This is a genomic window from Arthrobacter sp. LjRoot78, from assembly GCF_964254335.1.
Taxonomy (GTDB): Bacteria; Actinomycetota; Actinomycetes; order Actinomycetales; family Micrococcaceae; genus Arthrobacter.
In genome coordinates, this window is record NZ_CAXUTG020000001.1 from 3,052,881 (window position 1) to 3,077,949 (window position 25,069).

The 25,069-nt window shown below is 65.9% G+C and carries 26 protein-coding genes and 1 riboswitch; of the genes, 13 read left to right on the forward strand and 13 right to left on the reverse strand.

The window, feature by feature from the left end; all coding sequences use genetic code 11:
• Window positions 1-4: 4 nt before the first annotated feature.
• Window positions 5-241, reverse strand: coding sequence for a sulfur carrier protein ThiS (gene thiS / locus ACSQ1X_RS14150; protein WP_055796656.1), 237 nt, complete (start codon window positions 239-241; stop codon window positions 5-7).
• Window positions 238-1,569: a glycine oxidase ThiO gene (gene thiO / locus ACSQ1X_RS14155; protein ID WP_436058113.1), complete on the reverse strand. Its 1,332-nt coding sequence runs from the start codon at window positions 1,567-1,569 to the stop codon at window positions 238-240. Before thiO ends, thiS begins: the two co-directional genes overlap by 4 nt.
• A riboswitch (TPP riboswitch) is annotated at window positions 1,562-1,681 on the reverse strand. Its footprint overlaps the gene before it by 8 nt.
• A 26-nt stretch (window positions 1,682-1,707) precedes the next feature.
• Between thiO and thiE the strand changes: the two genes are divergently transcribed.
• Window positions 1,708-2,388 (forward strand): thiamine phosphate synthase, encoded by a 681-nt coding sequence (gene thiE / locus ACSQ1X_RS14160; RefSeq protein WP_436058114.1) that lies wholly within the window; start codon window positions 1,708-1,710, stop codon window positions 2,386-2,388.
• On the opposite strand, the gene ACSQ1X_RS14165 is transcribed toward thiE, so the two are convergent.
• Complete coding sequence (locus ACSQ1X_RS14165) at window positions 2,389-3,063, reverse strand: ferritin-like domain-containing protein (protein ID WP_436058115.1); 675 nt, start codon at window positions 3,061-3,063, stop codon at window positions 2,389-2,391.
• Between the two features lie 41 nt (window positions 3,064-3,104).
• Here ACSQ1X_RS14165 and ACSQ1X_RS14170 point away from each other — a divergent pair, with 41 nt between their 5' ends.
• The 3 genes from ACSQ1X_RS14170 to ACSQ1X_RS14180 all read left to right on the forward strand — a co-directional run bounded on the left by ACSQ1X_RS14170 (window position 3,105) and on the right by ACSQ1X_RS14180 (window position 7,517).
• Entirely contained in the window at window positions 3,105-4,577 is a 1,473-nt protein-coding gene (locus tag ACSQ1X_RS14170) for an RNB domain-containing ribonuclease (RefSeq protein ID WP_436058116.1), read from the forward strand.
• Window positions 4,578-4,875: 298 nt separating this feature from the next.
• Complete coding sequence (locus tag ACSQ1X_RS14175; RefSeq protein ID WP_436058117.1) at window positions 4,876-6,636, forward strand: DEAD/DEAH box helicase; 1,761 nt, start codon at window positions 4,876-4,878, stop codon at window positions 6,634-6,636.
• A gap of 8 nt (window positions 6,637-6,644) precedes the next feature.
• Complete coding sequence (locus tag ACSQ1X_RS14180; RefSeq protein WP_436058118.1) at window positions 6,645-7,517, forward strand: DNA-methyltransferase; 873 nt, start codon at window positions 6,645-6,647, stop codon at window positions 7,515-7,517.
• 65 nt (window positions 7,518-7,582) lie between these two features.
• Here the strand turns inward: ACSQ1X_RS14180 and ACSQ1X_RS14185 are convergent, their stop codons facing one another.
• Window positions 7,583-8,431: a PHP domain-containing protein gene (locus ACSQ1X_RS14185; protein ID WP_436058119.1), complete on the reverse strand. Its 849-nt coding sequence runs from the start codon at window positions 8,429-8,431 to the stop codon at window positions 7,583-7,585.
• 97 nt (window positions 8,432-8,528) lie between these two features.
• Here ACSQ1X_RS14185 and ACSQ1X_RS14190 point away from each other — a divergent pair, with 97 nt between their 5' ends.
• On the forward strand, window positions 8,529-10,115 hold the full coding sequence (locus tag ACSQ1X_RS14190; protein ID WP_436058120.1) for an aminopeptidase P family protein: 1,587 nt from the start codon (window positions 8,529-8,531) through the stop codon (window positions 10,113-10,115).
• Between the two features lie 74 nt (window positions 10,116-10,189).
• On the opposite strand, the gene ACSQ1X_RS14195 is transcribed toward ACSQ1X_RS14190, so the two are convergent.
• Window positions 10,190-11,071: a general stress protein gene (locus ACSQ1X_RS14195; protein WP_436058121.1), complete on the reverse strand. Its 882-nt coding sequence runs from the start codon at window positions 11,069-11,071 to the stop codon at window positions 10,190-10,192.
• Window positions 11,072-11,147: 76 nt separating this feature from the next.
• Between ACSQ1X_RS14195 and ACSQ1X_RS14200 the strand changes: the two genes are divergently transcribed.
• Genes ACSQ1X_RS14200 through ACSQ1X_RS14210 form a run of 3 tightly spaced genes read left to right on the forward strand, consistent with a single transcriptional unit; the run spans window position 11,148 to window position 14,267 of the window.
• A complete protein-coding gene (locus ACSQ1X_RS14200; RefSeq protein ID WP_055796684.1) occupies window positions 11,148-12,431 on the forward strand; it encodes a magnesium transporter MgtE N-terminal domain-containing protein in 1,284 nt (427 codons plus the stop codon).
• Entirely contained in the window at window positions 12,412-13,128 is a 717-nt protein-coding gene (locus ACSQ1X_RS14205) for a DUF1003 domain-containing protein (RefSeq protein WP_436058122.1), read from the forward strand. The genes ACSQ1X_RS14200 and ACSQ1X_RS14205 overlap by 20 nt, the downstream gene beginning before the upstream one ends.
• Before the next feature lie 11 nt (window positions 13,129-13,139).
• Window positions 13,140-14,267 carry an Mrp/NBP35 family ATP-binding protein gene (locus ACSQ1X_RS14210; protein ID WP_436058123.1) on the forward strand — a complete coding sequence of 376 codons (1,128 nt, stop codon included), beginning with the start codon at window positions 13,140-13,142 and terminating at the stop codon, window positions 14,265-14,267.
• A 43-nt stretch (window positions 14,268-14,310) separates the two neighbouring features.
• On the opposite strand, the gene ACSQ1X_RS14215 is transcribed toward ACSQ1X_RS14210, so the two are convergent.
• From ACSQ1X_RS14215 to sigE, 3 genes are all read right to left on the reverse strand, one after another.
• Window positions 14,311-14,712, reverse strand: a complete 402-nt coding sequence (locus tag ACSQ1X_RS14215; protein ID WP_436058124.1) for a Sec-independent protein translocase TatB — start codon at window positions 14,710-14,712, stop codon at window positions 14,311-14,313.
• 81 nt (window positions 14,713-14,793) lie between these two features.
• Window positions 14,794-15,870 (reverse strand): anti-sigma factor, encoded by a 1,077-nt coding sequence (locus ACSQ1X_RS14220; RefSeq protein ID WP_436058125.1) that lies wholly within the window; start codon window positions 15,868-15,870, stop codon window positions 14,794-14,796.
• 8 nt (window positions 15,871-15,878) lie between these two features.
• Entirely contained in the window at window positions 15,879-16,508 is a 630-nt protein-coding gene (gene sigE / locus ACSQ1X_RS14225; RefSeq protein WP_436058126.1) for an RNA polymerase sigma factor SigE, read from the reverse strand.
• Window positions 16,509-16,808: 300 nt separating this feature from the next.
• Here sigE and ACSQ1X_RS14230 point away from each other — a divergent pair, with 300 nt between their 5' ends.
• The gene (locus ACSQ1X_RS14230) at window positions 16,809-17,441 is read left to right on the forward strand and encodes an O-methyltransferase (protein ID WP_436058127.1); all 633 of its coding nucleotides are present in this window, start codon (window positions 16,809-16,811) and stop codon (window positions 17,439-17,441) included.
• A 45-nt stretch (window positions 17,442-17,486) separates the two neighbouring features.
• Here the strand turns inward: ACSQ1X_RS14230 and ACSQ1X_RS14235 are convergent, their stop codons facing one another.
• The 4 genes from ACSQ1X_RS14235 to ACSQ1X_RS14250 all read right to left on the reverse strand — a co-directional run bounded on the left by ACSQ1X_RS14235 (window position 17,487) and on the right by ACSQ1X_RS14250 (window position 20,398).
• Entirely contained in the window at window positions 17,487-17,654 is a 168-nt protein-coding gene (locus ACSQ1X_RS14235; RefSeq protein WP_009357720.1) for a DUF3117 domain-containing protein, read from the reverse strand.
• 253 nt (window positions 17,655-17,907) lie between these two features.
• Window positions 17,908-19,143 carry a hypothetical protein gene (locus ACSQ1X_RS14240; protein ID WP_436059341.1) on the reverse strand — a complete coding sequence of 412 codons (1,236 nt, stop codon included), beginning with the start codon at window positions 19,141-19,143 and terminating at the stop codon, window positions 17,908-17,910.
• A 44-nt stretch (window positions 19,144-19,187) separates the two neighbouring features.
• Window positions 19,188-19,547 carry a DivIVA domain-containing protein gene (locus ACSQ1X_RS14245; RefSeq protein WP_436058128.1) on the reverse strand — a complete coding sequence of 120 codons (360 nt, stop codon included), beginning with the start codon at window positions 19,545-19,547 and terminating at the stop codon, window positions 19,188-19,190.
• A 23-nt stretch (window positions 19,548-19,570) separates the two neighbouring features.
• Window positions 19,571-20,398, reverse strand: coding sequence for a TIGR00730 family Rossman fold protein (locus ACSQ1X_RS14250; protein ID WP_055796704.1), 828 nt, complete (start codon window positions 20,396-20,398; stop codon window positions 19,571-19,573).
• Window positions 20,399-20,562: 164 nt separating this feature from the next.
• On the opposite strand from ACSQ1X_RS14250, the gene ACSQ1X_RS14255 reads away from it, so the two are divergent.
• The 4 genes from ACSQ1X_RS14255 (at window position 20,563) to ACSQ1X_RS14270 (ending at window position 23,857) form a co-directional block, all read left to right on the forward strand.
• Window positions 20,563-21,318 (forward strand): amino acid ABC transporter ATP-binding protein, encoded by a 756-nt coding sequence (locus ACSQ1X_RS14255; RefSeq protein WP_028269433.1) that lies wholly within the window; start codon window positions 20,563-20,565, stop codon window positions 21,316-21,318.
• A 69-nt stretch (window positions 21,319-21,387) separates the two neighbouring features.
• Window positions 21,388-22,275, forward strand: coding sequence for a glutamate ABC transporter substrate-binding protein (locus tag ACSQ1X_RS14260; protein WP_055796707.1), 888 nt, complete (start codon window positions 21,388-21,390; stop codon window positions 22,273-22,275).
• Between the two features lie 95 nt (window positions 22,276-22,370).
• On the forward strand, window positions 22,371-23,021 hold the full coding sequence (locus tag ACSQ1X_RS14265; protein ID WP_055796710.1) for an amino acid ABC transporter permease: 651 nt from the start codon (window positions 22,371-22,373) through the stop codon (window positions 23,019-23,021).
• A complete protein-coding gene (locus tag ACSQ1X_RS14270) occupies window positions 23,018-23,857 on the forward strand; it encodes an amino acid ABC transporter permease (protein WP_055796711.1) in 840 nt (279 codons plus the stop codon). The genes ACSQ1X_RS14265 and ACSQ1X_RS14270 overlap by 4 nt, the downstream gene beginning before the upstream one ends.
• Window positions 23,858-23,934: 77 nt before the next feature.
• Here the strand turns inward: ACSQ1X_RS14270 and dapE are convergent, their stop codons facing one another.
• A complete protein-coding gene (dapE, locus tag ACSQ1X_RS14275; protein WP_436058129.1) occupies window positions 23,935-25,059 on the reverse strand; it encodes a succinyl-diaminopimelate desuccinylase in 1,125 nt (374 codons plus the stop codon).
• Between the last annotated feature and the right edge of the window lie 10 nt (window positions 25,060-25,069).

The window sequence follows — 25,069 nt, forward strand, 5'->3', positions numbered from 1 at the left end:
ATGCTCAACCTCCCTGTACCGCGGTAACGAGTTCGACGTCGTCGCCCTCGGCGAGCGCCGTGACGAACCACTGGCTGCGCGGCACCACCTCGGAATTCCGGGCCACTGCGACGCCCAGCTTCCGGCCGTCGGCGGCCTGCCCGTTGGGGGCGAGGTTCCTGCCAGTGACCTGGCTGATGAGGGTGGTGACAGACGCTCCGTCGTCCACCGCATGGACGGTGCCGTTCAGTGTGATGTTCATGCTGTTTCCTTGTTCGGGTCAATTGTGACGATGTTCGGTGGCGTTGCCGGTGTTGCCGGCGTTGGCGAAAGGCCGGAAAACCGGTCGGGCCGGAAAGGCGCCCAGCGGACGTCGGCGGTGCCGTCCATGAGCTCCCTGCAGATGGACGCTGCCGCAGGAGTGAGCAGGACGCCGTGCCGGAAGAATCCGGTGGCAATGATCAGCCCTTCGACGTCCTTGCCGGTTCCCGCAGCGGCTACGCGCCCCAGCAGCGGCGCGTTGTCCGGCGTTCCCGGACGCGCCCTTGCCGTGGCTTCCAGGAGTTCCAGTTCGGCGACGGCCGGAACCAGCACTTGCGCGTCACGGAGCAGCTGGTAGACGCCGCCGGCTGAAACGGCTGAACGGACCGGCGTTGCGTGTCCGGCTCCAAGGTCCGCAGCGTCTGCCCCCGGGAGGGCGTCTTCACGCTGCGTGGCCCCGATCACCACGGTTCCGTCCTGCCGGGGCACGATGTAGACGGGAACCCCATGGACCATGCCGCGGACGGTGGATGTCAGCAGCGGCCGCAGGTAGGCGGGGACCCGCAGCCGCAGGATGTCCCCGTACACCGGGCGGAGGGGCAGCTTCAGTCCCGCGGGCAGCCCGCCGAGGGACGCAGACTCCAGCCCGTTGGCAATAATCGTCTCCGCTGCGTGCACTGCACCTCCCCCGGCCAGGCTGACGCCGCTGACCCGCCCGTCCTCCCACAGCAGGCCGGCCGCCCGCCGGCGCACGGCGGAACCTGCCAGCGACTCCGCGATGAGGGCGAGGAGCTTTCGGGGATCCACCTGGTGGTCCGCCGGGATGTCGAAGGCACAGGAGATCCCGGGACTCAGCAACGGCTCCCGTGCCCGCGCTTCCCTGACGGTCAGCGGTTCCACGGTGAGGCCGCTCGACAGCTGGACGCCGCGCAGGTCGGCGAGCGCGCGGCGGTCGGCGGCGTCGGCCCCCACGGCGAGGGTCGACGTCGTGAGGTAGCCGGTGTCCCGGCCGCCGCTGCCGGATTCCCCGGGAACCCCCTCGGTTTCAAGGCTCGCCGCAAACGCGGGCCACAGCCCGGAGGAGTGAAGCATGAGCTCCAGGAGGTCCTCCTCCTGGTAATGGAGTTCGCTGACCGGTGCCAGCATGCCGGCGGCGGCCCAGCTCGCTCCCGTACCGGGCGCGTCATCGATGAGCACCACGGACCGGCCCGACTGCCGGGCCTCCCAGGCGATGCCATGGCCGATGATTCCGCCGCCAACCACGGCGACGTCGGCGCTGATGTCGCGGCTGCGCGCGGCGGGGCTGCCTGCTGGGGTATGCGGGGCCATAGTCATCCTTCCCTACGCCGGTACTAACCGGATCAGGTCAAGCGGTCGGCTCTGACGCCCTCTCAGCCCTGCAGCTTTGTGACAGCTGCTGCGGGCTCCCGCGGTACTCCCCCAGTTTAGGGGAACTAGGCTGGTGCCATGACCGAGCAAGCTCTCCTCACCGATGCCCGCCTGTACCTCTGCACTGACGCCCGCACGGACCGCGGCGATTTCGAAGACTTCGTGGATGCCGCCTACGCCGGTGGCGTCGACATCATCCAGCTCCGCGACAAGAACCTGGAGGCGGCCGAAGAGCTCGAACTTCTTGCTGTGCTGGAGTCCGCTGCGCGCCGCCACGGGCGCCTGTGGTCGGTCAACGACCGCGCGGACATCGCCTCGCTTTCCGGCGCGCCCGTGCTCCACATCGGACAGAAGGATCTTCCGCTGGCGGCGGCCCGGAAGTTCCTCGGCAACGAAGCCCTCATCGGCCTGTCAACGCACAGCACCGGGCAGATCGACGCCGCCAGGGCCGCATCCCGCGGTACCGGAGGACTGGACTACTTCTGCGTGGGGCCGGTCTGGGCCACCCCCACGAAGCCGGGGCGGGCCGCCGTCGGCCTCGACCTGCTCCGCTACGCGGCAAGCGCCGCCGGCAAAGAAGCGGCCGCCGGGACGACGGTTCCGTGGTTCGCCATCGGCGGCATTGACCTGGGCAACGTTGAGCAGGTGGTGGCTGCAGGGGCGCAGCGGATTGTGGTGGTCCGCGCCATCACCGAGGCGGACGATCCCGCCGCGGCCGCGCGGTCACTGCTCGAAGCGCTCGACACCGGCGCATCCTGACTATCCGGTCAGTCCGAGCTGCGTCATCCGCTTGGAGTGGTTTTCCGCCAGCCCGGCGATCAGGCCGCTGACCAGGTCTTTCGCCTCGGCGGTGTCCTCGCCGCCGATCAGGCTTCCCAGGAACGCATGCTCATAGCTGACGCGCTGCGCCTGGGTCAGGGCTTCGCCCAGCAGCCGCCTGCCCCACAGCGCCAGCCTGGAGGCGAGCCTGGGATCATCGGCGAGGGCACCCTTGAGCCGGTCGCGGAGAACCTCCGTCGTTTCATCGGAGGCCTGGATCTGTTCGATGAGTTCCCGCGTTTCGGCGTCGACGTATTGTGAGATGGCCCGGTAGAAGTCGGCAGAGACCGTGTCGATGACGTAGGCCTTCATCAGCGATTCGTACCAGTCGGCCGGGCGTGTCCGCGAATGGAAGTAGTCCACGGCTGGCTGGAAAGGCAACATGGCGTCCTCGGCGTCGATCCCCCTGGCCTCGAGCCGGGCGCTCACCAGTTCGTAGTGCCGGAACTCCACTACGGCTATCCTGCCGAGCACCGCCCGGTCGTGGAGGGTGGGTGAATACCGTGCGTCGGCGGCAAACCGCTCAAAGGCCGAAAGCTCGCCGTAGGCCATCATTCCGAACAGGTCCGCGACGAAGCGGTTGTAGCGAGCAGTGTCAGCCGGGGTTGAGCTCATCGTCCAAGACTAATGGCGGAAATGGAGCTAACCTGACTTTCGTGTCCCATCATCGCCTGACTCCAAGTGTCCACGAACAGACCAACCGGTTGGCCGACGCGTTGAACGCGCTCCGTACGGAGTTGGAGCTGCCGGGGCCGTTTCCTGATGATGTCCTTCAGGATGCGCTGGCGGCCATTGCGGAACACAAGATGCCGGACCTGGACCTCACGGATGTGGGCTTTGTGACCATAGATCCGGCGTCGTCCACGGACCTGGACCAGGCCCTGTTCATCGAGCGGTCAGGCGACGGGTACAAGGTTTTCTACGCCATCGCCGATGTGCCGTCCTTTGTGGCACCCGGCGGGGCGCTGGACGCCGAAACACGCCGCCGGGGGCAGACGTTCTACGCCCCGGACGGCCGGATTCCGCTTCACCCGGAAGTCATCAGCGAACAGGCGGGCAGCCTGCTGGCCGGACAAATGTGCTCCGCTTTCGTCTGGGAGTTCAGCCTGGACGCGGGGGCCCGCGTGCAGTCAGTGCTGGTGCGCCGTGCCAAAATCCGGAGCCGTGCCAAGCTCAGCTACAAGGGCGTCCAGGCCGAACTCGATGCCGGCACTGCCGCCCCCGTCCTGCAGCTGCTCAAGGAAGTGGGGCTCAAGCGGGTGGAACTGGAGAGGCTGCGCGGCGGAGCCAGCCTGAACATGCCGGAACAGGACATTGAACAGCTGCCCGACGGCGGCTACCGCATTGTCGCTGCTCCGTCCCTTCCGGTGGAGGACTGGAACGCCCAGATCTCCCTCATGACCGGCATGGCTGCGGCGGACCTGATGCTGGAAGGCAAAGTGGGGATCCTGCGGACCATGCCTTCGCCCGACGAACGCTCGCTCCTGCACTTCAAACGGCAGACGAACGCGCTCGGAAAGCCCTGGGACGGCCGGGCGAGCTACGGGGAGTACCTGCGCTCCCTTGATCCCACGGACCCCAGGCAGCTGGCCATCCTGCATTCCGCCGGCATGTTGTTCCGGGGCGCCGGCTATACGCCCTTTGACGGCACAGTGCCGAAGGACGCCATCCAGTCGGCAATCGGAGCTGCCTACGCGCACACCACGGCCCCGCTGCGGCGGCTGATAGACCGTTTTGTCCTGGTGATCTGCGAGGCGCTGAGCAACCGCACTGCTGTCCCCGGCTGGGCCCGTGACGCCCTGCCGTCCCTGCCGGAGATTATGGCGGCCTCGGACCAGCTGGCAGCAAGGATGGAGCGGCTGGCCCTGGATACGGTGGAGGCCGCCCTCCTTGTCAACCACATCGGGCAGGAGTTCGACGCCGTGGTCATCTCCGGATCGAAACCGGGCAAGACAAACGGAAACGGCGGCAACGGAAACGGGAACGGACCGTCCGGCATCATCCAGATCGCGGACCCGGCAGTGACCGCCAGGTGCCCCGGCGAACTTGAATCCGGCACCACCGTCCGGGTCAGGCTGATCTCCTCGGACATCGACACACGCGCGATCCGGCTGGAGTTGGTGGAGTGATTGTGGATTGGCTGTGGGCCGTGCCCGGGCGTCAGTCGGTGATGGTTGCGGTCAACAGCTAGACTGAAGGGGTAGTAATGGATGCCCGGTCGTTGATTTCCATGATTTTTGAATTCAACAAGCCCGCCCCTACGCGATCTTGAGATACACCCGTTGGTCCCCAGTGCCAGCATTTAGATAGCCCGCGATCGGCTTCCACTGGATTTGCTTGCGCGCCTGAGCGTGCTCCGGAACGGCCTTGCGGCCGGCCCCGTTGAGCAAGCAGCGCCAATGCCCAAATGAATAAGGAAACTCCCCTGTGAGTGAATTGCACACGCACCAACTTCTGACCGACGACACCGGCACCGAATCGATCGAGCCGGAAGAGACCATCATCTCGGACGAAAAACCGCACGAGATTGAAGAAAAAACCTTCGCCGACTACAACGTCCGCGCCGACATCGTCGAGTCCCTGGCCGACGCCGGAATCACGCACCCCTTCCCCATCCAGGCGATGACCCTGCCCGTGGCCCTCGCCGGCCACGACATCATCGGCCAGGCGAAGACGGGTACCGGCAAGACCCTCGGCTTCGGCATCCCCGCGCTGCAGCGCGTGGTGGGACGCGACGACCCCGGATTCGACAAGTTGGCAGTCCCGGGCGCGCCGCAGGCACTGGTGATTGTGCCCACCCGCGAACTCGCTGTCCAGGTTGCCAAGGACCTCGAAAACGCTGCCCGCAAGCGCAATGCCCGCATTGCCACCATTTACGGCGGCCGTGCCTACGAGCCCCAGGTGGAGGCGCTGCAGAAGGGCGTCGAGGTTGTTGTCGGCACCCCAGGGCGGCTGATCGACCTTTACAAGCAGAAGCACCTGAGCCTGAAGAACGTCAAAATCGTCATCCTCGACGAGGCCGACGAAATGCTGGACCTCGGCTTCCTGCCGGACGTAGAGACGCTGATCGCGGGAACCCCGGCCGTCCGCCAGACCCTGCTGTTCTCGGCAACCATGCCCGGCCCGGTCATCGCCATGGCGCGCCGCTACATGACCCAGCCCACCCACATCCGTGCTGCTGATCCGGACGACGAGGGCCTCACCAAGCGCGACATCCGCCAACTGATCTACCGTGCCCACAGCATGGACAAGGTCGAGGTCGTCGCCCGCATCCTGCAGGCCCGCGGACGCGGCCGCACGATCATCTTCACGAAGACCAAGCGCACCGCCGCCAAGGTTGCCGAGGAACTGGTGGACCGCGGTTTCGCCGCGGCCGCCATCCACGGCGACCTCGGCCAAGGCGCCCGCGAGCAGGCGCTGCGCGCCTTCCGGAACAACAAGGTCGACGTCCTGGTGGCCACCGACGTCGCCGCCCGCGGCATCGACGTCGACGACGTCACGCATGTGATCAACTACCAGTGCGTCGAGGACGAAAAGATCTACCTGCACCGCGTCGGCCGCACCGGCCGCGCCGGAAACAAGGGCACCGCCGTGACGTTCGTGGACTGGGACGACATGCCGCGCTGGGGCCTCATCAACAAGGCCCTTGGCCTGAGCTACCCGGAGCCGGTGGAAACCTACTCCTCCTCGCCGCACCTCTACGAAGAGCTGGACATCCCCGAAGGCACCAAGGGCCGCCTGCCCCGCGACAAGCGCGTCCTTGCCGGCGTCGACGCCGAAGTCCTCGAGGACCTGGGCGAGACCGGCAAGAAACCCGGGCGCGGCAGCGCAAGGGACGGCGGACGGGACACCGCCCGTGGCGGAAGCACCGGCGGCGGACGGGACGGCAGCCGCTCCGGCGGACGCGATTCCCGCCGCAGCGACGCCGGCGGCACCCGGGACAGCGCCGGACGCGAGGGCTCACGCTCAGGTGACCGCCGCCGTCGTTCCTCCGACAGCAGTTCAGCAGCCGCTCCCGCTGCCGAGGCGGCCCCGGTGGCAGCCCCGGTGGCAGCTGCGGCGCCCGCCGAGGTTGACCGGGCCACCCGCGCCCGCCGCCGCACCCGCACCCGCCGCCGCAACGGCGAAGTGGTGGGCGGCGGAACTGCAGCGCAGGACGGCGCGCACCACGGCAACACTGAGGCCTAAACCCCTCAATGACTGACACCGTCTGGGCGCCGGACGGCAGCAACCTGGTGGTACACGCGGATAACGCCGAGTACCTCCCCACGCTGCCGGACGGCGCCTTCACACTCATCTACGTCGACCCGCCGTTCAACACCGGCCGCGCCCAGAGTCGGCAGCTGACCACCATGGTGCGGAACTCGGACGGCGGCGGCGACCGCGTGGGTTTCAAGGGCCGCTCCTATGACACGATCAAAGGCGCCCTGCACAAATACGACGACGCCTTCAGTGACTACTGGTCGTTCCTGGAACCCAGGCTCGTGGAAGCGTGGCGGCTGCTGGCCGACGACGGCACCCTCTACCTTCACCTGGACTACCGGGAAGTGCATTACGCCAAGGTGATGCTGGACGCCATCTTTGGCCGCGAATGCTTCCTGAACGAAATCATTTGGGCTTACGACTACGGCGCACGTGCCAAGTTCCGCTGGCCCACCAAGCACGACAACATCCTGGTGTACGTCAAAAACCCGGCGAAGTACCACTTCGACAGCGCTGAAGTGGACCGCGAACCATACATGGCGCCGGGGCTGGTGACTCCGGAAAAGCGGGAGCTCGGCAAGCTGCCCACGGACGTCTGGTGGCACACCATCGTCTCCCCCACCGGCAAGGAAAAGACCGGCTACCCGACGCAGAAGCCCGAGGGCCTGATCCGCCGCGTCGTGGCCGCTTCAAGCCGGCCGGGCGACTGGTGCCTGGACTTCTTCGCGGGCTCCGGCACCCTGGGTGCGGTGGCCGCCAAGCTCGGCCGGAAATTCGTCTGCGTGGACCAGAACCAGCCCGCCATCGACGTGATGGCCAAGCGCCTCAGCGCCCACGCGACGTTCACGTCCTTCCCGCCCAACTGACTCGCACTTAACGTCGTCATCCGCCGATTTCACAGCGTTAACTGCCAGTCAGTTGGGCATACAGTTCAAGGACGTACGACGGCGGTTCCGGTCGCCTGCTCTTCGATCCTCGCCAAGACCTCGGGCGAGGTCAGGTTCTCGCCCAGCAGGTTCGGCTTGCCGGTGCCGTGGTAGTCAGAGGAGCCCGTGACCAGCAGGCCATGCTCCTCCGCAAGCGCCCGGAGGTAGGCCCGGCCGTCTTCCGGGTTGTCTCGGTGCTCGATCTCCAATCCGGCCAGGCCGGCGTCGATCATTTCCAAGTAGGTGCGCCTGCCCACCACGCGGCCGCGTGCGGACGCCACCGGGTGGGCGAACACCGGCACGCCGCCCGCCGCCCGGACCAGTGCCACGGCGACGGCCGGATCCGGGGCGTAGTGCTGGACGTAATACCGGGAATGGGAGGTCAGGATCGAGGCGAAGGCTTCGGTCCTGTCCGCGACCACTCCGGCGGCCACCAGGGCGTCGGCGATGTGCGGCCGGCCGAGCGTTGCGCCGGGTGCTACGTGGTGGATGACGTCGTCCCAGCTCAGCGGGTAGTCCTCGGCCAGGAGGGTGACCATGCGCTCGGCCCGGGTAAGGCGCGCGTCCTTGGCCTTGGTGATTTCCTCCAGCAGGCCCGGATGCGACGGGTCATGGAGATAACTGAGGAGATGGACGCTGATGCCTTCCTCGGTCCGGCAGGACACTTCCATGCCGGGCACGAGCGCAATCCCTGCGGCCCGGGCCGCGAGGGACGCCTCGGCCCAGCCGTCAGTGGAATCGTGGTCGGTCAGGGCCACCACGTCCAGGCCTGCGGCCGCGGCGGACGCCATCACCGCTGCGGGCGCCTCCGTGCCGTCGGAAACGTTCGAGTGCGCATGCAGATCAATCTTCACCAGCCCAGCCTAGTAGATCCCCGCCGTGGGCGGCCGGTGCGGTGTGCGGTGCAGTGTTCGGTGGCCCCGGCCACGCCGCTGGTGAGACTATGGGACGGTGAACGATGCAGATAACGCCTACAACGGCGAAACTCCCTCAAACCAGCCCCTCGAAGAGCGCGTCAACAACCGCTCCCAGCGGCCCAGTTCCGACGCCTTCAAAGCCTTTATGGCCAGCAACTGGGCGCCGTCGGCACAAGAGCTCCCCGATCGGGACGCCGTCGCCGACCACGCCGCCAAACGGCGTCGCACCATCTCGGGCCTGTTCAAAGGCGAACGCCTGGTGGTCCCCGCCGGGCCCCTGAAGGTCCGCTCCAATGACTGCGACTACCGTTTCCGCCCCCACTCCGGTTTCGCGCACCTGACCGGCCTGGGCCTGGACCACGAGCCCGACGCCGTGCTCATTCTGGAACCGGTGCCGGAAGGCACGGGCGACGACGGCGGAAACCACCGCGCCACTCTGTACTTCCGGCCCCTGGCCGGCCGGGACACCGAACAGTTCTATGCAGACTCCCGCTCCGGCGAATTCTGGATCGGCGCCCGCCCCACGCTCGCGGAGTTCGAGCGGAGGCTGGGCCTCGCCACGGCGCACATTGACCAGCTCGAGCTCGCCATCACCAAGAACGTGGGCGCCCCCGAAATCGGCGGCATTTCCATCCGGCTGGTGCGCAAGGTGGATGACAACATCGACGCCCTCGTGGACACGGCCCGCTACAACACGGCCAAGGACCCGGACAACCTGGACCTGGGCGTGCTGGATGCCCTCGACGAGAAGCTCACGGAAGCCCTCTCCGAGCTCCGCCTGCTCAAGGACCCGTGGGAAATCGAGCAAATGAAAATTGCCGTGGCCGCCACGGTGGAAGGGTTTGCCGAGGTGGTCAAGGCGCTGCCCCGCGCACTGACGCATCAGCGCGGCGAGCGGGTAGTCGAAGGCGCTTTCTTCGCCCGTGCCCGGGAAGAGGGCAACGAGCTCGGCTATGACACGATCGCGGCTTCGGGCAACAACGCCACTGTGCTGCACTGGACGCGGAACACGGGAAAGGTCAACGCCGGCGAACTGCTGCTGCTGGATGCAGGTGTTGAGGCTGATTCCCTCTACACCGCCGACGTCACCCGCACCCTGCCCGCCAACGGCACGTTCAGCGACATCCAGCGGAAGGTGTACGAAGCCGTCCTGGACGCAGCGGACGCCGGCTTCGCCGCAGCCCGCCCCGGCACCAAGTTCCGTGACATCCACACAGCCGCCACCACGGTCCTGGCCGAACGCCTTGCCGAATGGGGCCTGCTGCCCGTGTCCGTCGAGGAGGCCATCAGCCCCGAGGGCCAGCAGCACCGCCGCTGGATGCCGCACGGCACCAGCCACCACCTGGGCCTCGACGTGCATGACTGCGCCCAGGCCAAGCGTGAGCTTTACCTGGACGGCGTCCTCACTCCGGGCATGGTGTTCACCATCGAACCCGGCCTGTACTTCAAGAACGAGGATCTCGCGATTCCCGCGGAGTACCGCGGCATCGGCGTCCGGATCGAGGATGACATCCTGATGACGGCCGACGGTCCCGTCAACCTCAGTGCCGCCCTCCCCCGCAAGGCCGACGACGTCGAGTCCTGGATGGCGGGCATCTATCAGGAAGCCGACCACGCGTAGCCCCGGAAAGCCGTAAATCGGAAACACAAAGGCCTCCGTCCGGATCGTCCGGACGGAGGCCTTTGGTGTTCGCGTTATTGCTGAGTGTTGCCCTCGGCGGGCTCATGTTTGGCGCCGCCTTCAGGCGTAGGCGCGTCGGTCACGCGCACCCCGTACTGCGGCCGGCCGTCAGGGAGGTCCGGGTAGCGCACCGCGGGCGTCGGCGCGGCCACGTGCTGGGGGTGTTCCTCGGAAGGGGGCTGCGGACCTTGGCTGACCGCTCCGGATGCCGCGTGGGCGCCCGCGGCCGGCTGGTTCCCTGCCTCCGGGGTCCGCTGGCCGTAGGGGTCGTTCCAACCCGCGGGACGCTGGGGCCCCTGCTGCGGACCGTGCTGGTGCCCGGGCTGCTGGAAGGGCTGGTTCTGATAGCCCCCCTGCCCATAGGAAGCAGACCCTGCAGACGCGTCCGACGGGGTCATGGGCAGCTGCTGCAGCATGCGCCGTGCCTCGTGGGAAGCCTCGAAAGCCACCACGACGTCGTAGTTCGTGGCCACCACCTGGCTCGTTGACGTGAAGTCACGCTTCCCGCGCTGCGTTGCGTAGGTGACAATGCCGAAGAGCATAAAGAACGCCGCACCCATGAGCACCGAGGTCACAATCGAGAAGTAGCCGCCGGTCGGCGAGAAGAAGGACAGCATCACGCCGACAAACAAGCCGAACCACATGCCGCTCAATGCGCCCGACAGAGCGACCCGTGGGTAGCTCAGCCGCCCGGTGACGCGCTCCACCATTTTCAGGTCGTTGCCCACGATGGACACCAGCTGGACGGGGAACTGCTGGTCCGCGAGGTAGTCCACCGCCTTCTGGGCGTCCAAGTAGGAGTTATACGAACCGACGGTGTCCCCGGCCGGAACCGTGCGGAATTCATCCGGCCCGTTCGGGACACCGGCCTTGGGAGCACCAAAAATGTTTGACATACCTCCATTCTTGCCCATCCGGCTGTGTGCAGGCTGAAATTCAGCTAAAAGAGAGCAGACTCGGTAGCCTGTACAAGTGAGCACAAATCTTTCGCGGGTGTTTGTTGCGCGCCTTCTCGGACTGGATGTCTTCGACCCCCTGGGCGACCGGCTGGGCAGGCTGCGCGATGTCGTGGTGCTCTCCCGCGGCACCCGGGGCGCCCCCCACGTGGTGGGCATCGTGGTGGAAGTCCCCGGCAAGAAGCGGGTGTTCGTCCCCATGACCAGGATTACCTCAATCGACCAGACCCAGGTCATCTGCACCGGCCTGGTGAACCTGCGCCGCTTCGAACAGCGCGGGGCCGAAACCCTGGTGGTGGCCGAAATGTTCGACCGCCGAGTGACCCTGGCGGACGGCAGCGGCGACGCCACCATCGAGGACATCGCCATGGACCGGCACCGTTCCGGCGACTGGTTCGTCAGCAAACTGTTCGTGCGCCGCGGCCACTCCCTCTCGCCGCTGAGCCGGCTCCGCCGCAACGAGACCATGATCATCGACTGGGCGGATGCCCTGCAGGGCGCGAGGACGGAGCCGCAGGCCGCCACCCAGTTCGTGGCCACGCACGAGGACCTGAAACCGGCCGACTTCGCCGAAGCGCTGCAGGAGATGAGCGACAAACGCCGCTTCGAAGTGGCCAGCGAACTGCAGGATGAACGGCTTGCCGACGTCCTGCAGGAGATGCCCGAAGGCGACCAGGTGGAAATCCTCTCCGCCCTCGACGTCAACCGCGCCGCCGACGTCCTCGAAGAGATGGATCCGGACGACGCCGCCGACCTCCTCGCCGAACTCCCCTCGGCACAGGCAGAGGAACTGCTCCAACTCATGGAACCCGAAGGGGCCGAGGACGTCCGTCGCCTCCTGGAGTACGACGAGGACACCGCCGGCGGACTCATGACGCCTGTCCCGGTGATCCTCCCTCCCGAGGCCACGGTGGCCGAAGCCCTGGCCCACGTCCGGCGGGAGGAGCTCTCACCGGCGCTCGCGTCGTCGATCTTCATTGCCCGTCCGCCGCTGGAAACGCCCACGGGGCGGTTCCTCGGCGTGGTCCACATCCAGCAGCTCCTTCGCTACCCGCCGCCCGAACCGCTCGGAAACCTGGTGGACAAGAACCTGGAACCCGTGTCGGACCAGGCACACATCAGCGAGGTGGCCCGCACCCTGGCCACCTACAACCTGAACTCACTCCCGGTCGTCAACGAGGACGGACGCCTCGTGGGGGCGGTGACTGTCGATGACGTGCTTGACCACCTATTGCCGGACGACTGGCGCGCCCACGATGATGACGCCCCGATAAGGAAACTTGGAGGCCGCATTGGCTGATCTCAGCTCACCCCGGAACTCCTCCCACCGTCCCGGAGCCAAGACATCCGGTGGCCTGGATACGCCGCTCAGCGGGCGCCAGCGCATTCTTCCCAAGTTTTCGCCGAATCCCGACGCGTTCGGCCACGCCACGGAAGGCTTTGCCCGTTTTATGGGCACACCGACCTTCCTGGTCTACATGACGATCTTCTGCGTCTTCTGGCTGGTCTGGAATACTTTCGCGCCCGAGGCCTGGCAGTTCGACTCGCAGGCGTTGGGCTACACCCTGCTTACTCTGATGCTGTCCCTCCAGGCCTCCTATGCGGCCCCGCTGCTGCTGTTGGCCCAGAACCGGCAGGATGACCGCGACCGCGTGTCCCTCCAGCAGGACCGGCAGCGCGCTGAACGCAATCTCTCCGACACCGAGTACCTCACCAGGGAGCTGGCCTCCCTGCGCATCGCGCTCCGCGAGGTCGCCACCCGCGACTACGTCCGCGCCGAGCTGCGCAGCCTGCTCGAGGACATGCTGGAGGCGCAGGAGGAACTCCGCACCCATGACCCGTCCGGCGCCGGCAGCCACGAGTCGCCGAAGGACAAACTCAAGGAGAAGCTGAAGGAACGCCGCGACAAACAGCGCAACCCGCGGACCCAGCAGATCCCCAAGGTCAAGCCGGACCACCCCGGCACTCCCGCGCACCTCAATTCCCCCGAAAGCTGAGCACTGACTGCATGAGCACCCCCCTGGCCCAGGCAGTGGACGCTGCACTGGCCACCGTCATCGACCCCGAACTGCGGCGCCCCATCACTGAACTTGGCATGGTGGAGTCCGTGGACATCGCCGACGACGGCCGAGTGCGGCTCGTCGTGCTGCTCACCATTTCCGGTTGTCCGCTGCGCGGCACCATCACCGCGGACTCCGAGGCCGCGCTGTCGGCAGTTCCCGGAGTGACGGCGGTCGACGTCGAGCTCAGAGTGATGACGCAGGAGCAGCGGGACGCGTTGAAGGAAAAACTCCGCGGACCGGGCGGCCAGCGCGGCATCCCGTTCAACCAGCCCGGATCCCTCACGAAGGTGTTTGCTGTTGCCAGCGGAAAGGGCGGGGTGGGCAAGTCCTCCGTCACGGTGAATCTCGCCTGTGCCATGGCTGCCCGGGGACTGCGCGTCGGCATCATCGACGCCGACGTGTACGGGTTCTCGGTCCCCGCGCTGATGGGCATCGACCAGGCCCCCACCCGCGTGGACGACATGATCCTGCCGCCGGTCGCGTACGGCGTGAAGGTTATTTCCATCGGCATGTTCGTCAAGGGCAACCAGCCGGTGGCGTGGCGCGGGCCAATGCTCCATCGAGCCCTTGAGCAGTTCCTCACCGACGTCTATTTCGGCGACCTGGACGCGCTGTTCCTCGACCTGCCTCCGGGCACCGGGGACATCGCCATCTCCGTGGCGCAGCTGCTTCCGAAGGCACAGATCCTGGTGGTGACCACACCGCAGGCCGCTGCCGCCGACGTCGCCGAGCGGGCGGGTGCCATCGCCACCCAGACGGGCCAGTCCGTGGCCGGGATTGTGGAGAACATGTCCTACCTGGAAATGCCCGACGGCGGCAGGATGGAACTCTTTGGCAGCGGCGGCGGCGCTGTCCTCGCCGAGCGCCTGACCGCCACCGTCGGCGCGGATGTGCCGCTTTTGGGCCAGATTCCCCTGGATATCCTGTTGCGCGAGGGCGGCGACGCCGGCGAACCGATCGTGCTGGGCCGTCCCGAGACCCCGGCGGCCAAGGCGCTGACGGGGATAGCGGACAAGCTGGCTGCAAGGCCGCGGGGCCTGACGGGTATGAAGCTGGGCCTCCAGCCCCGGTGATGGAGCCTGTCCCCGGGTGATTGGGCCTGTCGAAATCCGGGCCCTACGTGGCCTCGGAGTCGAAGGGGGCAGGCTCGCCCTCGGGCAGCCGTTCGATGACGCGCGCCGGCCGCTCTTCCGCATAGGATGCCGCGGCGGCAGAGGCAACTGCCGCGACCGCAGCCGGCGCCCCGGCACTGACAGGCTTGGTGTCGTCGTCGAGCAGGGCTTCCTTGATGATCCGGCGGGGATCGTACTGGCGGGGATCGTATTTCTTCCAGTCGACCTCGTCGATGTCGATGCCGACTTCGTCCTTGATCTGCTCCCGTGCGCCGGACGCCATCCGGCGGACTTCCTTGACCAGGTTCGCCAGTTTCTGGGTGTATTCGGGCAGCCGGCTGGGGCCGATCACCAGGACCCCGATGATCAGCAGAAGAAGAAACTCCGGACCGTTGATTCCAAACACCTTAGGAAGATTACCCTCTCCGGCACAGTGGTGACGATTCTGACGCGGAGCGCACAGCGGCGGCTGCTCCGGGCGGCCGGCTCATGGCGTAAAAAGCTCCACGATGCGCCCCAGGCCGCGCTGCAGCCTGTCGGGCAGGCCTTCCCCGGCAGGCACGCTTTCCGTGCCGGGCGCGGCGCTGCCGGCCGTTCCGGTCGCGGGGACCTCGGGGCTGCGCACTGAGGTGGTGGAACCCGAGCGAACCAGTTCTGCCACGCCATCATCGGCGGAGTCAGCAGGCAGATCCGAGATGTAGGTGAAGGTCACGCCCGGAGCCTGGTAAATGGCCCGCCACGGGGCAGAAGCATTGATCCATACCGCCCCGCCTGCCGCGCTGCCGGCCGCAGCACCCCCAGGCGAACGCACGAACCCGTCGACCTCCGCAGGACGGCCGGTCAGGATGTTCGTGGGCGATGACAGCGGCACGGTTGGTTGTGCGCCGTCAGCGGGTCCCGGCTGCGAGTGCTGTTCGAGGACTGTGGCAAAGTGTGTCCCGTCAGTGAGCCGCAATTCCAGGACTGCCTGTCCGGCGACGGTTTCATGCCGCGCCCAAAGGACGTGGAACCCCATGTCGCGAAGCTCCGGGCACGACCATCCCTGCGTGCGGAGTCCCTCAAGGTCTGTGGATGTCAGCATGCCGGCGGACCCGGGGGAAGCACTGCCGGCCGGCGGTTGAAGTCCGAAAGCGGCCTCGTGCTGCCGGGACCACGCTGCAGGGGTGCCGTCGGCGACGGGCCGGGGGTCACCGGCCACGAAGTAGGCAGCGCCGGTGACCACTCCGGCCGCGGCCAGGGCCCCGCCCGCCGCCAGGCCCAGTGCGCGTAGCGCCGGGAACCCTGCGGGCGTGCTTCGGCGCACGGCATGGCCGGCGGCCGTACCGCCCGGCGCAGACGCGAGCTGCTGTGTCCTGGCCAACAGCCTGGCAGTGAAGTCCTCGCTTGCAGCGGGGATGGCCGCGCTGCGCAGGCGCTCAAGATACTGGCGCTCACGCCACTGAAGCGACGTGCATTCCGGGCAGGATTCTATGTGCTTTGAGCTGCGGCCGCGCTTGCTGCGCGGCAGGATTCCGCGCGTACAGTTGCCTCCCAGGCCCCGCAGCAGGTTTCTCAGCTGACCCATGGAGCCGATCAGAGGATGCCGGCGACGCGCGGCAGCTTGAGCCGCGGCTTGAGGGATTGCCTGGTCCGGGGATCACGGTGCGCCAGCTTTTCGCGGAGCATGGTGCGGCCGCGGTGGATGCGGGACCGCACGGTTCCAAGCTTGACGCCCAGGGCCTCGGCCACCTCGTCGTAGGACAGGCCCTCAAGGTCACAAAGTACGACGGCGGCCCGGAAGTCAGGCGGCAGTTCTTCGAGGGCGGCCTGCACGTCGAGGTCCAGGTTGTTGAATTCAAAGCTCTGTTCCGGACCGGGCTCGCGGCCCGGCAGCCGCGATTCGGCGTCGTCAGCGAGGGCATCGAAGCGGATGCGGCTCTTGCGCCGCGCCTGGTCCAGGAAGAGGTTGGTGGTGATCCGGTGCAGCCAACCGTCGAGCGTACCGGGCTTGAAGTTCTCCAGCGACCGGAAAACCCGGACGAACACCTCCTGGGTGAGGTCCTCGGCGTCGTACTTGTTGCCGGTTAAGCGGTAGGCAAGGCGGTAGACCTTGGCGGAGTGGTTCGTGACCACTTCCTCCCAGGTTGGCCTGACCCACTCGGTGTCCGGCTGGGCCACTGAATCTTCAATTGCCGGGACAGGTGCCACAACTGATGCTGACATCGTCCACTCCCCTCATGGATGGAACTAACGCCTGGATGGTGCTGACACCAGTGCTTCGGCGCCGATCACCTCCTGGATGAGCGGATTCCAATCATTTCAAAGTTGGCTGGGAATTTCCTGACTATTGCAGGGCTTCAGCCTTGGGCGGAACGACCCGCGCCTCCGGACCCCGGAACAGGGTGGTCCCCGTCACATCGGCCGGAAGCCACAGCCTGCCGACTCGCCACCTCCGGGCCCGGCACCCCCTGACACAGTACGCTGATAGGAACAATCCCCTTGCCGCCCAGAAAGCGAATCCTCATGAGCGCCGATAAGTCCACGAGCTGGTCCTATGCAGAAGATCTGCCTGCCGAGGATGAAGTACTGCTGCACGCTCGGGAGCGTTCCTTTGAGCTGGGCGTGACTCCGGTGGGACCGGGCGTGGGAGCGGTGCTTACCGTATTGGCTGCGGCATCCAAGGCACAGACAGCGGTAGAAATCGGAACCGGTGCAGGCGTGTCCGGCGTCTGCCTGCTCCGCGGGCTCGGACCCCAGGCGGTCCTGACCACCATCGATGTGGACGTTGAGCACCTCAGGGCTGCGCGGGAGGCATTCCAGGAAGCGGGCAGCCCCGCCAACCGCACCCGCACTATTTCCGGCCGCGCCGGCGACGTCCTGCCGCGGCTGACCGACAGCGCGTACGACCTGGTGTTCGTTGACGCGGACAAGCCGGGCATCCCCGGGTACGTCGAACAAGCCATCCGGCTGCTCAAGCGTGGCGGGTTGCTGATTATCAACGATGCCTTGGACAAGGACCGCGTGGCCAACCCGGCTGCCCGGGATTCCACCACGGTGGTGCTGCGCCAGGTTGGCAAATCCATCCGCGACGACGACCGCCTGGCTTCGGCAATGCTGCCCACCGGCGACGGGCTGCTGGTAGCGGTTAAAAAATAAGGCGGGGCCCGCAGCCTTACGGCCGCGGACCCCGCCCCAGCAAATCTATTCGGTAACGCCGACGAGGCATTCCTTAAGGTTTGCCGCCTCCGCCGCGTTGAGTTCGACCACAAGCCGCCCCCCGCCTTCGAGCGGCACACGCATAATCAAGCTGCGGCCCTCTTTGGTTACTTCCATAGGGCCGTCGCCGGTGCGTGGTTTCATAGCCGCCATGAGGAAAATCCCCTCCAATAGTCCCAGGACCTACCAGCCCGGGCGGGCTGTGGCCGCGTCGTCAATCAAGCCCCATGGCGGCCTAGCAGCTACCGCCATGGCTGAACAGTTCTGAATGCAATTTGTTCATGCTTAACCCCTATTATCCTGTAATTACCCGCCTGTAGCTAATTGATGGATTTTCTTCATCGCTTGGAAAATTGCGGCCGACTGTGCCGTGCGTCATAGCTCCGCGGACCGGCTCACGGACGTCTCACGGCGGATAGTCTCCCCCGCCGGGCAGTTCGGCCCAGGCCCACAGCCAGACGATCCAGACAATCTGGAGCAGCACGAACATGGTGACCACAGTCCCGCGGTATGCCCGGGATCGGGACAGCAGGGCTGCACCCAGGGCCAGCGGAAACAGCGGCAGCAGCATGCGGAATGTGCTGGTCTGGGGGTGCAGGAACACGAGCAGATAGCCCATGTAGCAGACGCACCAGAGCCGCAGCTCAGCACCCAGCGCCACCACGGGCGGGGACGTCATGGCAAGCCCGAAGACGGCGACAAAGACAAAGGGAGCCAGGACGCCCAGCACAGGTCCAAAAAGCTGGATTCCAGTGTCGAACCAGGGCTTGAACGGCACGAGGTCGTGGCCGCGCCAGACGGTTTCCGTATTGGTATAGGCGGCGGGATCGCCGGTCACTGCCCACGCGATGGCAGGCCAGATCAGGGCACTGAGTCCGCTGACTGCGGCGAGGCCCGCCAACGCCGCGAGGTCCCGACCACTGTGCTGTGCCGCCGGACTGCCCGGGGCGGCAGGACGGTTCCGCAGCCACAGCCGGTACGCGAGCAGCCCGCACACCATCGCTGCGAACGGAACCCCCGTTGGCCTGGAAAGACACATGAGGAGCACTACCGGCATGGCCCACAGGTACCGCCGTTGCATCACCAGGAGGAGTGCTGACGCCAGCAGCAGGAGGTTCAGCGATTCGGCATAGGGAACCTGGAGCACGGCGGCGACGGGGAAGGTGGAAAAGAAAACCACTGCCCACATGGCCGTGCGGTGGCCGGCTTTCTGCCGGAAGAGGCAGTACACCACCAGGGCGGCCCCCAGCCCGGATGCCATTGCGATGAATGTGAGGGCCAGTGCGGGGTCCAGGCCAGTCATGGCCGACAACGCCCGCCCCAGCATCGGAAACAGCCCGTAGAAAGCCCAGGCGTTCTCCTGGACGTTTCCGCTTTCGTCCACGGGGAGCTGGCTCGGATATCCGTTCCGGAGCACCTCGCCATACCAGCGGGCATCCCAGATATTGATGAAGTTCCAGTAGTCGGGTTCCGCGGGGAACCACGGGTTGACGCCTTGGTGCAGGGCCGCCGCCATGAAGATGCAGGCACTGACGATACGCGCAGCAACGTAGACGCCTGCCACCTGCGCCCACCACCGCCACGTGCCGGCACGCGCGGCGGCGGACGCAACTTTGGTTCGCACCAGGCCGTTCAGTCCCAGGGTTCGGTCCGGCCCCACCCGGTCCGCGGACGTGCCCGGTCTGTTCAAGGCCCGATCTCCCCCGGCTGTGCCGGCGCGCGCAGTTCCGTCCGCAACCGCTCAATTTCGCGGTCCTTGGCGGCAAGCTGGTCACGGAGTTCATCCAGCACCTGGTCAACCTGGTCCATGCGGTAGCCTCGCAGGCCCAAAGCAAACCGGATCCGGTCGACGTCGGCCGGTGCAGCGTCGGCAGGAAGCAGCACCGGCGGCAGTGAGGCCACAGGCTCGTCGAATCCGTCCAACAGCGCGGGGCCTCCGGAATGCCGGCGCCGGAATATGCCGGACGTAAAATCTGCTCCGAAGAACAGCGCGGCGCCGATCAGTGCGATGACGAGGAAGATCAGGAAGAAACTCACAGGATCCATCGTGCCAGACGCCGGCGCGGCCGCTATTCCGGCCGCTGGTTGCCGTTCGGCCCGCCAGTGCCGTTGCCAGTGCCGCTGCCTTGCGGCGGCCGGATGGCACCGTGGATAACGAGGTCCACCGCGTGCGCCGGCTCATCGACTACCTGGATAAGGCCGAGGTCCTTCTCGGAAATCATGCCGTCTTCCACCAGAGTGCCCCTGATCCAGTCGAGCATGGGCCCCCAGAAAGCGGTGCCCAGGAGGACGATGGGGAAGGACGTGACCTTCCGCGTCTGGACCAAAACCATCGCCTCGAAGAGTTCGTCCAGGGTGCCCAGGCCACCAGGCAGCACAATGAATCCCTGGGCATACTTCACGAACATGGTTTTCCGTGCGAAGAAGTAGCGGAAGTTGATCCCGAGGTCCACCCACTGGTTGAGTCCCTGCTCGAACGGAAGCTCAATACCGAGACCCACCGATACACCGTTGCCCTGGACGGCGCCTTTGTTGGCAGCCTCCATGGAGCCCGGTCCGCCGCCGGTAATGACGGCCACCCCGGCTTCGGCCAGTTTGCGGCCCACCTCAACGCCCAGTTCGTAATAGACGGAGCCCGGCTTGGTGCGTGCGGAGCCGAACACGCTGACGGCGGGCCCGAGGTCCGCGAGCGCACCGAAGCCTTCCACGAACTCACTCTGGATTCTGAGGACCCGCCACGGGTCAGTGTGGACAAACTGGCCGGGCCCCTTCGTGTCCAGCAGGTGCTGGTCCGACATCTCCACGGCCGCCTGCTTTCGACGCAGCTCCAGCGGACCCTTGTGACGGGTGGCAATGGGAGGTACTGGAGTTGGAGAAGGCTGCGGATCGGTACTCATCCACCAAGGCTAGCGCGGTTCTCCAAGCCAGACTGTCCGGCGCGTCCGATCCTGTTGCAGAGGCTGCCCGGGGCCCTGACCTGCAGGTATCTCTTGAATCACGATCTGCAGGAAGTTGGAGTGATTGCCGTCATATCCCGCTAATGTTCGCTAGATTCTCTCTTATGACTACTCAAGTGCCCGGCGAAGCTCTCGTCTCCCTGAAAGCCGTGAATAAGCACTACGGCCAGCTGCACGTACTCAAGGACATCAACCTGAACGTCCGCAAGGGCGAAGTTGTTGTGGTCATCGGACCCTCCGGTTCCGGTAAGTCCACACTCTGCCGGGCCATCAACCGCCTGGAGACCATCGACGACGGCAAGATTGCCATCGACGGCAAGGAGCTCCCGGAGGAAGGCAAGGAACTCGCCAAGCTGCGTGCCGACGTCGGCATGGTGTTCCAGTCCTTCAACCTCTTCGCCCACAAAACGATCCTGGAAAACGTCACCCTGGGGCCCATCAAGGTCAAGGGTGTGCCCAAGGCGCAGGCGGACAAGGACGCCATGGCGCTCCTGGAGCGTGTCGGCGTGGGACACCAGGCACCCAAGCTCCCGGCGCAGCTTTCCGGCGGCCAGCAGCAGCGCGTGGCGATTGCCCGGGCCCTTGCCATGAAGCCGAAGGTCATGCTCTTCGATGAGCCCACTTCCGCGCTTGACCCGGAAATGATCAATGAAGTCCTTGACGTCATGATCCAGCTGGCCAAGGAAGGCATGACCATGATCGTGGTCACCCACGAGATGGGCTTCGCCCGCAAAGCCGCCGACCGCGTGGTGTTCATGGCCGACGGCCAGATCGTCGAGGACGCGACGCCTGAGGAGTTCTTCACGAACCCGCAGAGCAACCGCGCCAAGGACTTCCTCTCGAAGCTCCTCACCCACTGATTCCCCGAGACCGCACCTACTCACTTCGCACCCAGGCCACCACAGTGGCCGCCAATGAAAGGTAATGTCATGAAGGCATTTTTGACCCGACGAAAGTCCTTTGTGGTTGCAGCATCAGCAGCCCTCGCTCTGACATTGAGCGCTTGCGGCGGCGGCGGCACCGGCACCACCAGCAACCCCACGGTCGCCGAGAAGCCCACCTTCGCAGCTGGCAGCACCATGGCGAAGCTCTCCTCCGCCGGCACCATCAAGATCGGCACCAAGTTCGACCAGCCGCTGTTCGGCCAGGTCGGCCTTGACGGCAAGCCCATCGGTTTTGACGTCGAGATGGGCAAGCTGATTGCCGCCAAGCTGGGCATTGCTGCGGACAAGATCGAATGGTCGGAGACTGTCTCGGCCAACCGCGAGCCCTTCATCGAACAGGGCAAGGTGGATCTGGTCATCGCCACGTACACCATCAACGACAAGCGCAAGCAGGTCGTTAGCTTTGCCGGGCCGTACTACGAGGCCGGCCAGGCGCTCATGGTTAACAAGGACAACGACACCATCAAGAAGCCCGAGGACGTCAAGGGCAAGAAGGTCTGTTCCGTGACCGGTTCCACCCCTGCCGGCACCATCGTGGAGAAGTACGGAGCAGAACTCGTTCCCGCAGCCACATACTCTGCCTGCCTCGAACCGCTGCGCAACAAGCAGGTGGAAGCCATCACCACCGACAACGTGATCCTTGCCGGCTTCGTGGACAAGGAACCTGACGCCTTCAAGCTGGCCTCGGATGAGACCTTCACCAAGGAGCCCTACGGCATCGGCCTGAAGAAGGACGACACCGTCTTCCGCAACTGGATCAACGACCAGCTGGAAGAATTCGCGAAGGACGGCTCCTACAAGAAGGCATGGGAAGCCACCGCCGGCGCCGTCATCAAGACGGCTCCGGAACTCCCGGCCATCAACCGTTACTAAATAGCGCCGGCGGTTGCCGGAGTCCGCGTACCGCGCCTCCGGCAACCGCCGCTCCCATCTTCGCTCCCGTCCGCGACACACAGCCAAAGGATGTTATGGACGTCATCATCGAAAACCTGCCACTTTACTGGGAAGGCTTTCTCCGAACCCTGTTCCTGTCCGCCGTGTCCGGAGTCATCGCCCTCCTGCTGGGAACCGTGCTGGCCGCAGCCCGTGTTTCCCCTGTTGCTGCCCTCCGCGGCTTCAGCATGGCCTATGTGGAGATCCTGCGGAACACCCCCCTGACCATTGCTTTCTTCTTTGCCGCGATCGTCCTGCCCCGGCTCGGCGTGAAATTCGAGCAGTTTGAGGTGGCGGCCATCATTGCCCTGAGTGCCTACACGGCGGCCTTCATCGCGGAAGCCGTACGCTCCGGTGTCAACAGCGTTCCCGTCGGCCAGGCCGAAGCAGCACGCAGCATTGGCATGAAATTCGGCCAGGTGCTTTCCCTGATCATTCTCCCGCAGGCACTGCGGACGGTGATCCCGCCGTTGATCAACATCCTGATCGCGCTCGTGAAAAACTCCTCCGTTGCCGGCGCCTTCTTCGTTCTTGAGCTGTTCGGTTACGGCCGCCAGCTGGCCAATTCCAATGGCGACCAGGTCCTGGCCGTTCTCCTCGGAGTGGCATTCTTCTACCTGCTGATCACTGTTCCGCTGGGCATCCTGGCGAGCACCGTCGAACGAAAGGTGGCGATCGCCCGATGAGCTCAGTTCTGTACGACGTCCCTGGGCCAAAAGCCCGCCGGGTCTCACTGATCGGTTCCGTAGTCGGGTCCCTGCTGATCCTTGGCCTGTTAGCGTGGATCGTCAGTACGCTGGCGCAGCAGGGCATCTTCGAGGGACGCCGCTGGGCCATCTTCACCCGCGCGGACGTCTGGACGCTGCTCGGCAACGGCATCGGCGCCACCCTCAGCGCTGCCGCTGTTGCCGCCGTCATTGCGTTCCCTCTGGGACTGTTGGTGTGCCTGCTTCGGATTTCCGACCTCGCCGCGATCCGGATTCCCACCCGGATCGTGCTGGAATTCCTGCGCGGCATGCCAGTCGTCCTGATGATGTTCTTCGTCCTGCTGGTCTTTGGCACCAACCAATTCATCGCAGTGGTGGCCGGCCTGGTCCTCTACAATGCGGCTGTCTTTGCGGAGATCATCCGCGCCGGCATCCAGTCCCTGCCCAAGGGGCAACGTGAAGCGGGCCTCACCATTGGCCTGACAAGTTTCCAGTCCCGCATGATCATTGAGCTGCCGCAGGCCGTCCGCCGGATGATGCCTTCGCTTGTGGCCCAGCTCGTGGTGCTGCTGAAGGATACGTCCTTGGGTTACATCGTCGCGTACGGTGAGCTGCTCCGGGCAGTGCAGGTCATGGCCGACTTCCTGGGAACGCAGTTCCTGTTCCCGATCTTCTTCGTAGCCGCTGCGATCTACATTGCGATCAACATCTGCGTTTCGCGCATCGCAGTCTGGATTGAACGCCGCGGCTCCAAGAAGGCCGCCGGCGGCGTGGCCAAAGCGGAGCCTGAGCCGATTGAAGCCGAAGTGAAATAGCAGTAACGAACGCGAGAACCAGGAAGGCCCTGATCAAAGGATCAGGGCCTTCCTGCTTTAGCAGGGACGTTGTCCGCCTAGTTGGCCAGCCACGTCCGGAGCGCCCTCAGGCATTCACGGACCGCGTCAGCGTCAACGTGCTCGTTGTCCTTATGCGCCAGCAAGGGATCGCCCGGGCCGAAGTTGACCGCGGGAATACCCAGCTCGCTGAAACGCGCGACGTCGGTCCAGCCGTACTTCGGCTTGGGCTCGGCACCGACAGCGGCCACGAAGGATGCGGCAGCCGGATGGTTCAGCCCCGGCCGCGCACCGGCCGCGCTGTCGGTCTTGACCACATCGAACCCGTCGAGGAGTTCGCGGACGTGGGCTTCGGCTTGATCCGGAGTCTTGTCCGGAGCGAAGCGGTAGTTGATTTCCACCACGCAGCGGTCAGGGATGACATTGCCGGCCGTGCCTCCGTTGATCTTCACCGCGTTGAGGCTTTCCCGGTAGTCCAGGCCGTCCACGTTGATGGTGGCCGGTTCGTAGGCTGCCAGTCTCGCGAGGATGGGTGCGGCGGCATGGATGGCGTTGCTTCCCATCCAGGCCCGGGCGGAGTGTGCTGCTTCACCGATGGTGGTTGCCTCGAACCGCATGGTGCCGTTGCACCCGCCCTCCACCGTTCCGTGCGTCGGCTCGAGCAGGATGGCAAAGTCGCCGTCCAGGAGGCCGCCATGGTTGCGCACCAGCCGCCCGAGGCCGCTCTTCACCGCTTCCACTTCCTCGTGGTCGTAGAACACGAAGGTGACGTCCTTGCCCGGCTCCGCGCCGCCGTCGAACATGGTGGCCGCCAACGCCAGCTGCACCGCGACGCCGCCCTTCATGTCCGTGGTGCCGCGGCCATACAGCAGCCCTTCCCCCGGCGCGCCGGACGGCCAGAACGAGGGGACTGTGCCGAGGGCCCCTTCGGTGGTGGGGAGTGGCACCGTATCCAGGTGTCCGGCCAGGATGACGCGCTCAGTGCGGCCAAGTGCGGTCCGGGCAATGATGGAGTCGCCGTCGCGGACCACGGTAAGCTGCGGAATCTTCCGCAGGGCATGTTCGACGGCGTCGGCCAGCTCCTTCTCGTTGGCCGAGACACTGTTGATGTCGATGAGCGCAGCGGTGAGGAGGGCGACGTCCTGGCGGAGATCCAGGCGGACAGAGGCAGTTTGAGCAGTCACGATGACAGTC

Bases quoted from the DNA above. Each gene is read 5' to 3' on its own strand.
- thiS (WP_055796656.1), bottom strand. From the start codon at position 241: ATGAACATCACACTGAACGGCACCGTCCATGCGGTGGACGACGGAGCG.
- thiO (WP_436058113.1), bottom strand. From the start codon at position 1,569: ATGGCCCCGCATACCCCAGCAGGCAGCCCCGCCGCGCGCAGCCGCGAC.
- thiE (WP_436058114.1), top strand. From the start codon at position 1,708: ATGACCGAGCAAGCTCTCCTCACCGATGCCCGCCTGTACCTCTGCACT.
- ACSQ1X_RS14165 (WP_436058115.1), bottom strand. From the start codon at position 3,063: ATGAGCTCAACCCCGGCTGACACTGCTCGCTACAACCGCTTCGTCGCG.
- ACSQ1X_RS14180 (WP_436058118.1), top strand. From the start codon at position 6,645: ATGACTGACACCGTCTGGGCGCCGGACGGCAGCAACCTGGTGGTACAC.
- ACSQ1X_RS14195 (WP_436058121.1), bottom strand. From the start codon at position 11,071: ATGTCAAACATTTTTGGTGCTCCCAAGGCCGGTGTCCCGAACGGGCCG.
- ACSQ1X_RS14210 (WP_436058123.1), top strand. From the start codon at position 13,140: ATGAGCACCCCCCTGGCCCAGGCAGTGGACGCTGCACTGGCCACCGTC.
- ACSQ1X_RS14220 (WP_436058125.1), bottom strand. From the start codon at position 15,870: ATGGGTCAGCTGAGAAACCTGCTGCGGGGCCTGGGAGGCAACTGTACG.
- sigE (WP_436058126.1), bottom strand. From the start codon at position 16,508: ATGTCAGCATCAGTTGTGGCACCTGTCCCGGCAATTGAAGATTCAGTG.
- ACSQ1X_RS14230 (WP_436058127.1), top strand. From the start codon at position 16,809: ATGAGCGCCGATAAGTCCACGAGCTGGTCCTATGCAGAAGATCTGCCT.
- ACSQ1X_RS14235 (WP_009357720.1), bottom strand. From the start codon at position 17,654: ATGGCGGCTATGAAACCACGCACCGGCGACGGCCCTATGGAAGTAACC.
- ACSQ1X_RS14245 (WP_436058128.1), bottom strand. From the start codon at position 19,547: ATGGATCCTGTGAGTTTCTTCCTGATCTTCCTCGTCATCGCACTGATC.
- ACSQ1X_RS14250 (WP_055796704.1), bottom strand. From the start codon at position 20,398: ATGAGTACCGATCCGCAGCCTTCTCCAACTCCAGTACCTCCCATTGCC.
- ACSQ1X_RS14255 (WP_028269433.1), top strand. From the start codon at position 20,563: ATGACTACTCAAGTGCCCGGCGAAGCTCTCGTCTCCCTGAAAGCCGTG.
- ACSQ1X_RS14260 (WP_055796707.1), top strand. From the start codon at position 21,388: ATGAAGGCATTTTTGACCCGACGAAAGTCCTTTGTGGTTGCAGCATCA.
- ACSQ1X_RS14265 (WP_055796710.1), top strand. From the start codon at position 22,371: ATGGACGTCATCATCGAAAACCTGCCACTTTACTGGGAAGGCTTTCTC.
- ACSQ1X_RS14270 (WP_055796711.1), top strand. From the start codon at position 23,018: ATGAGCTCAGTTCTGTACGACGTCCCTGGGCCAAAAGCCCGCCGGGTC.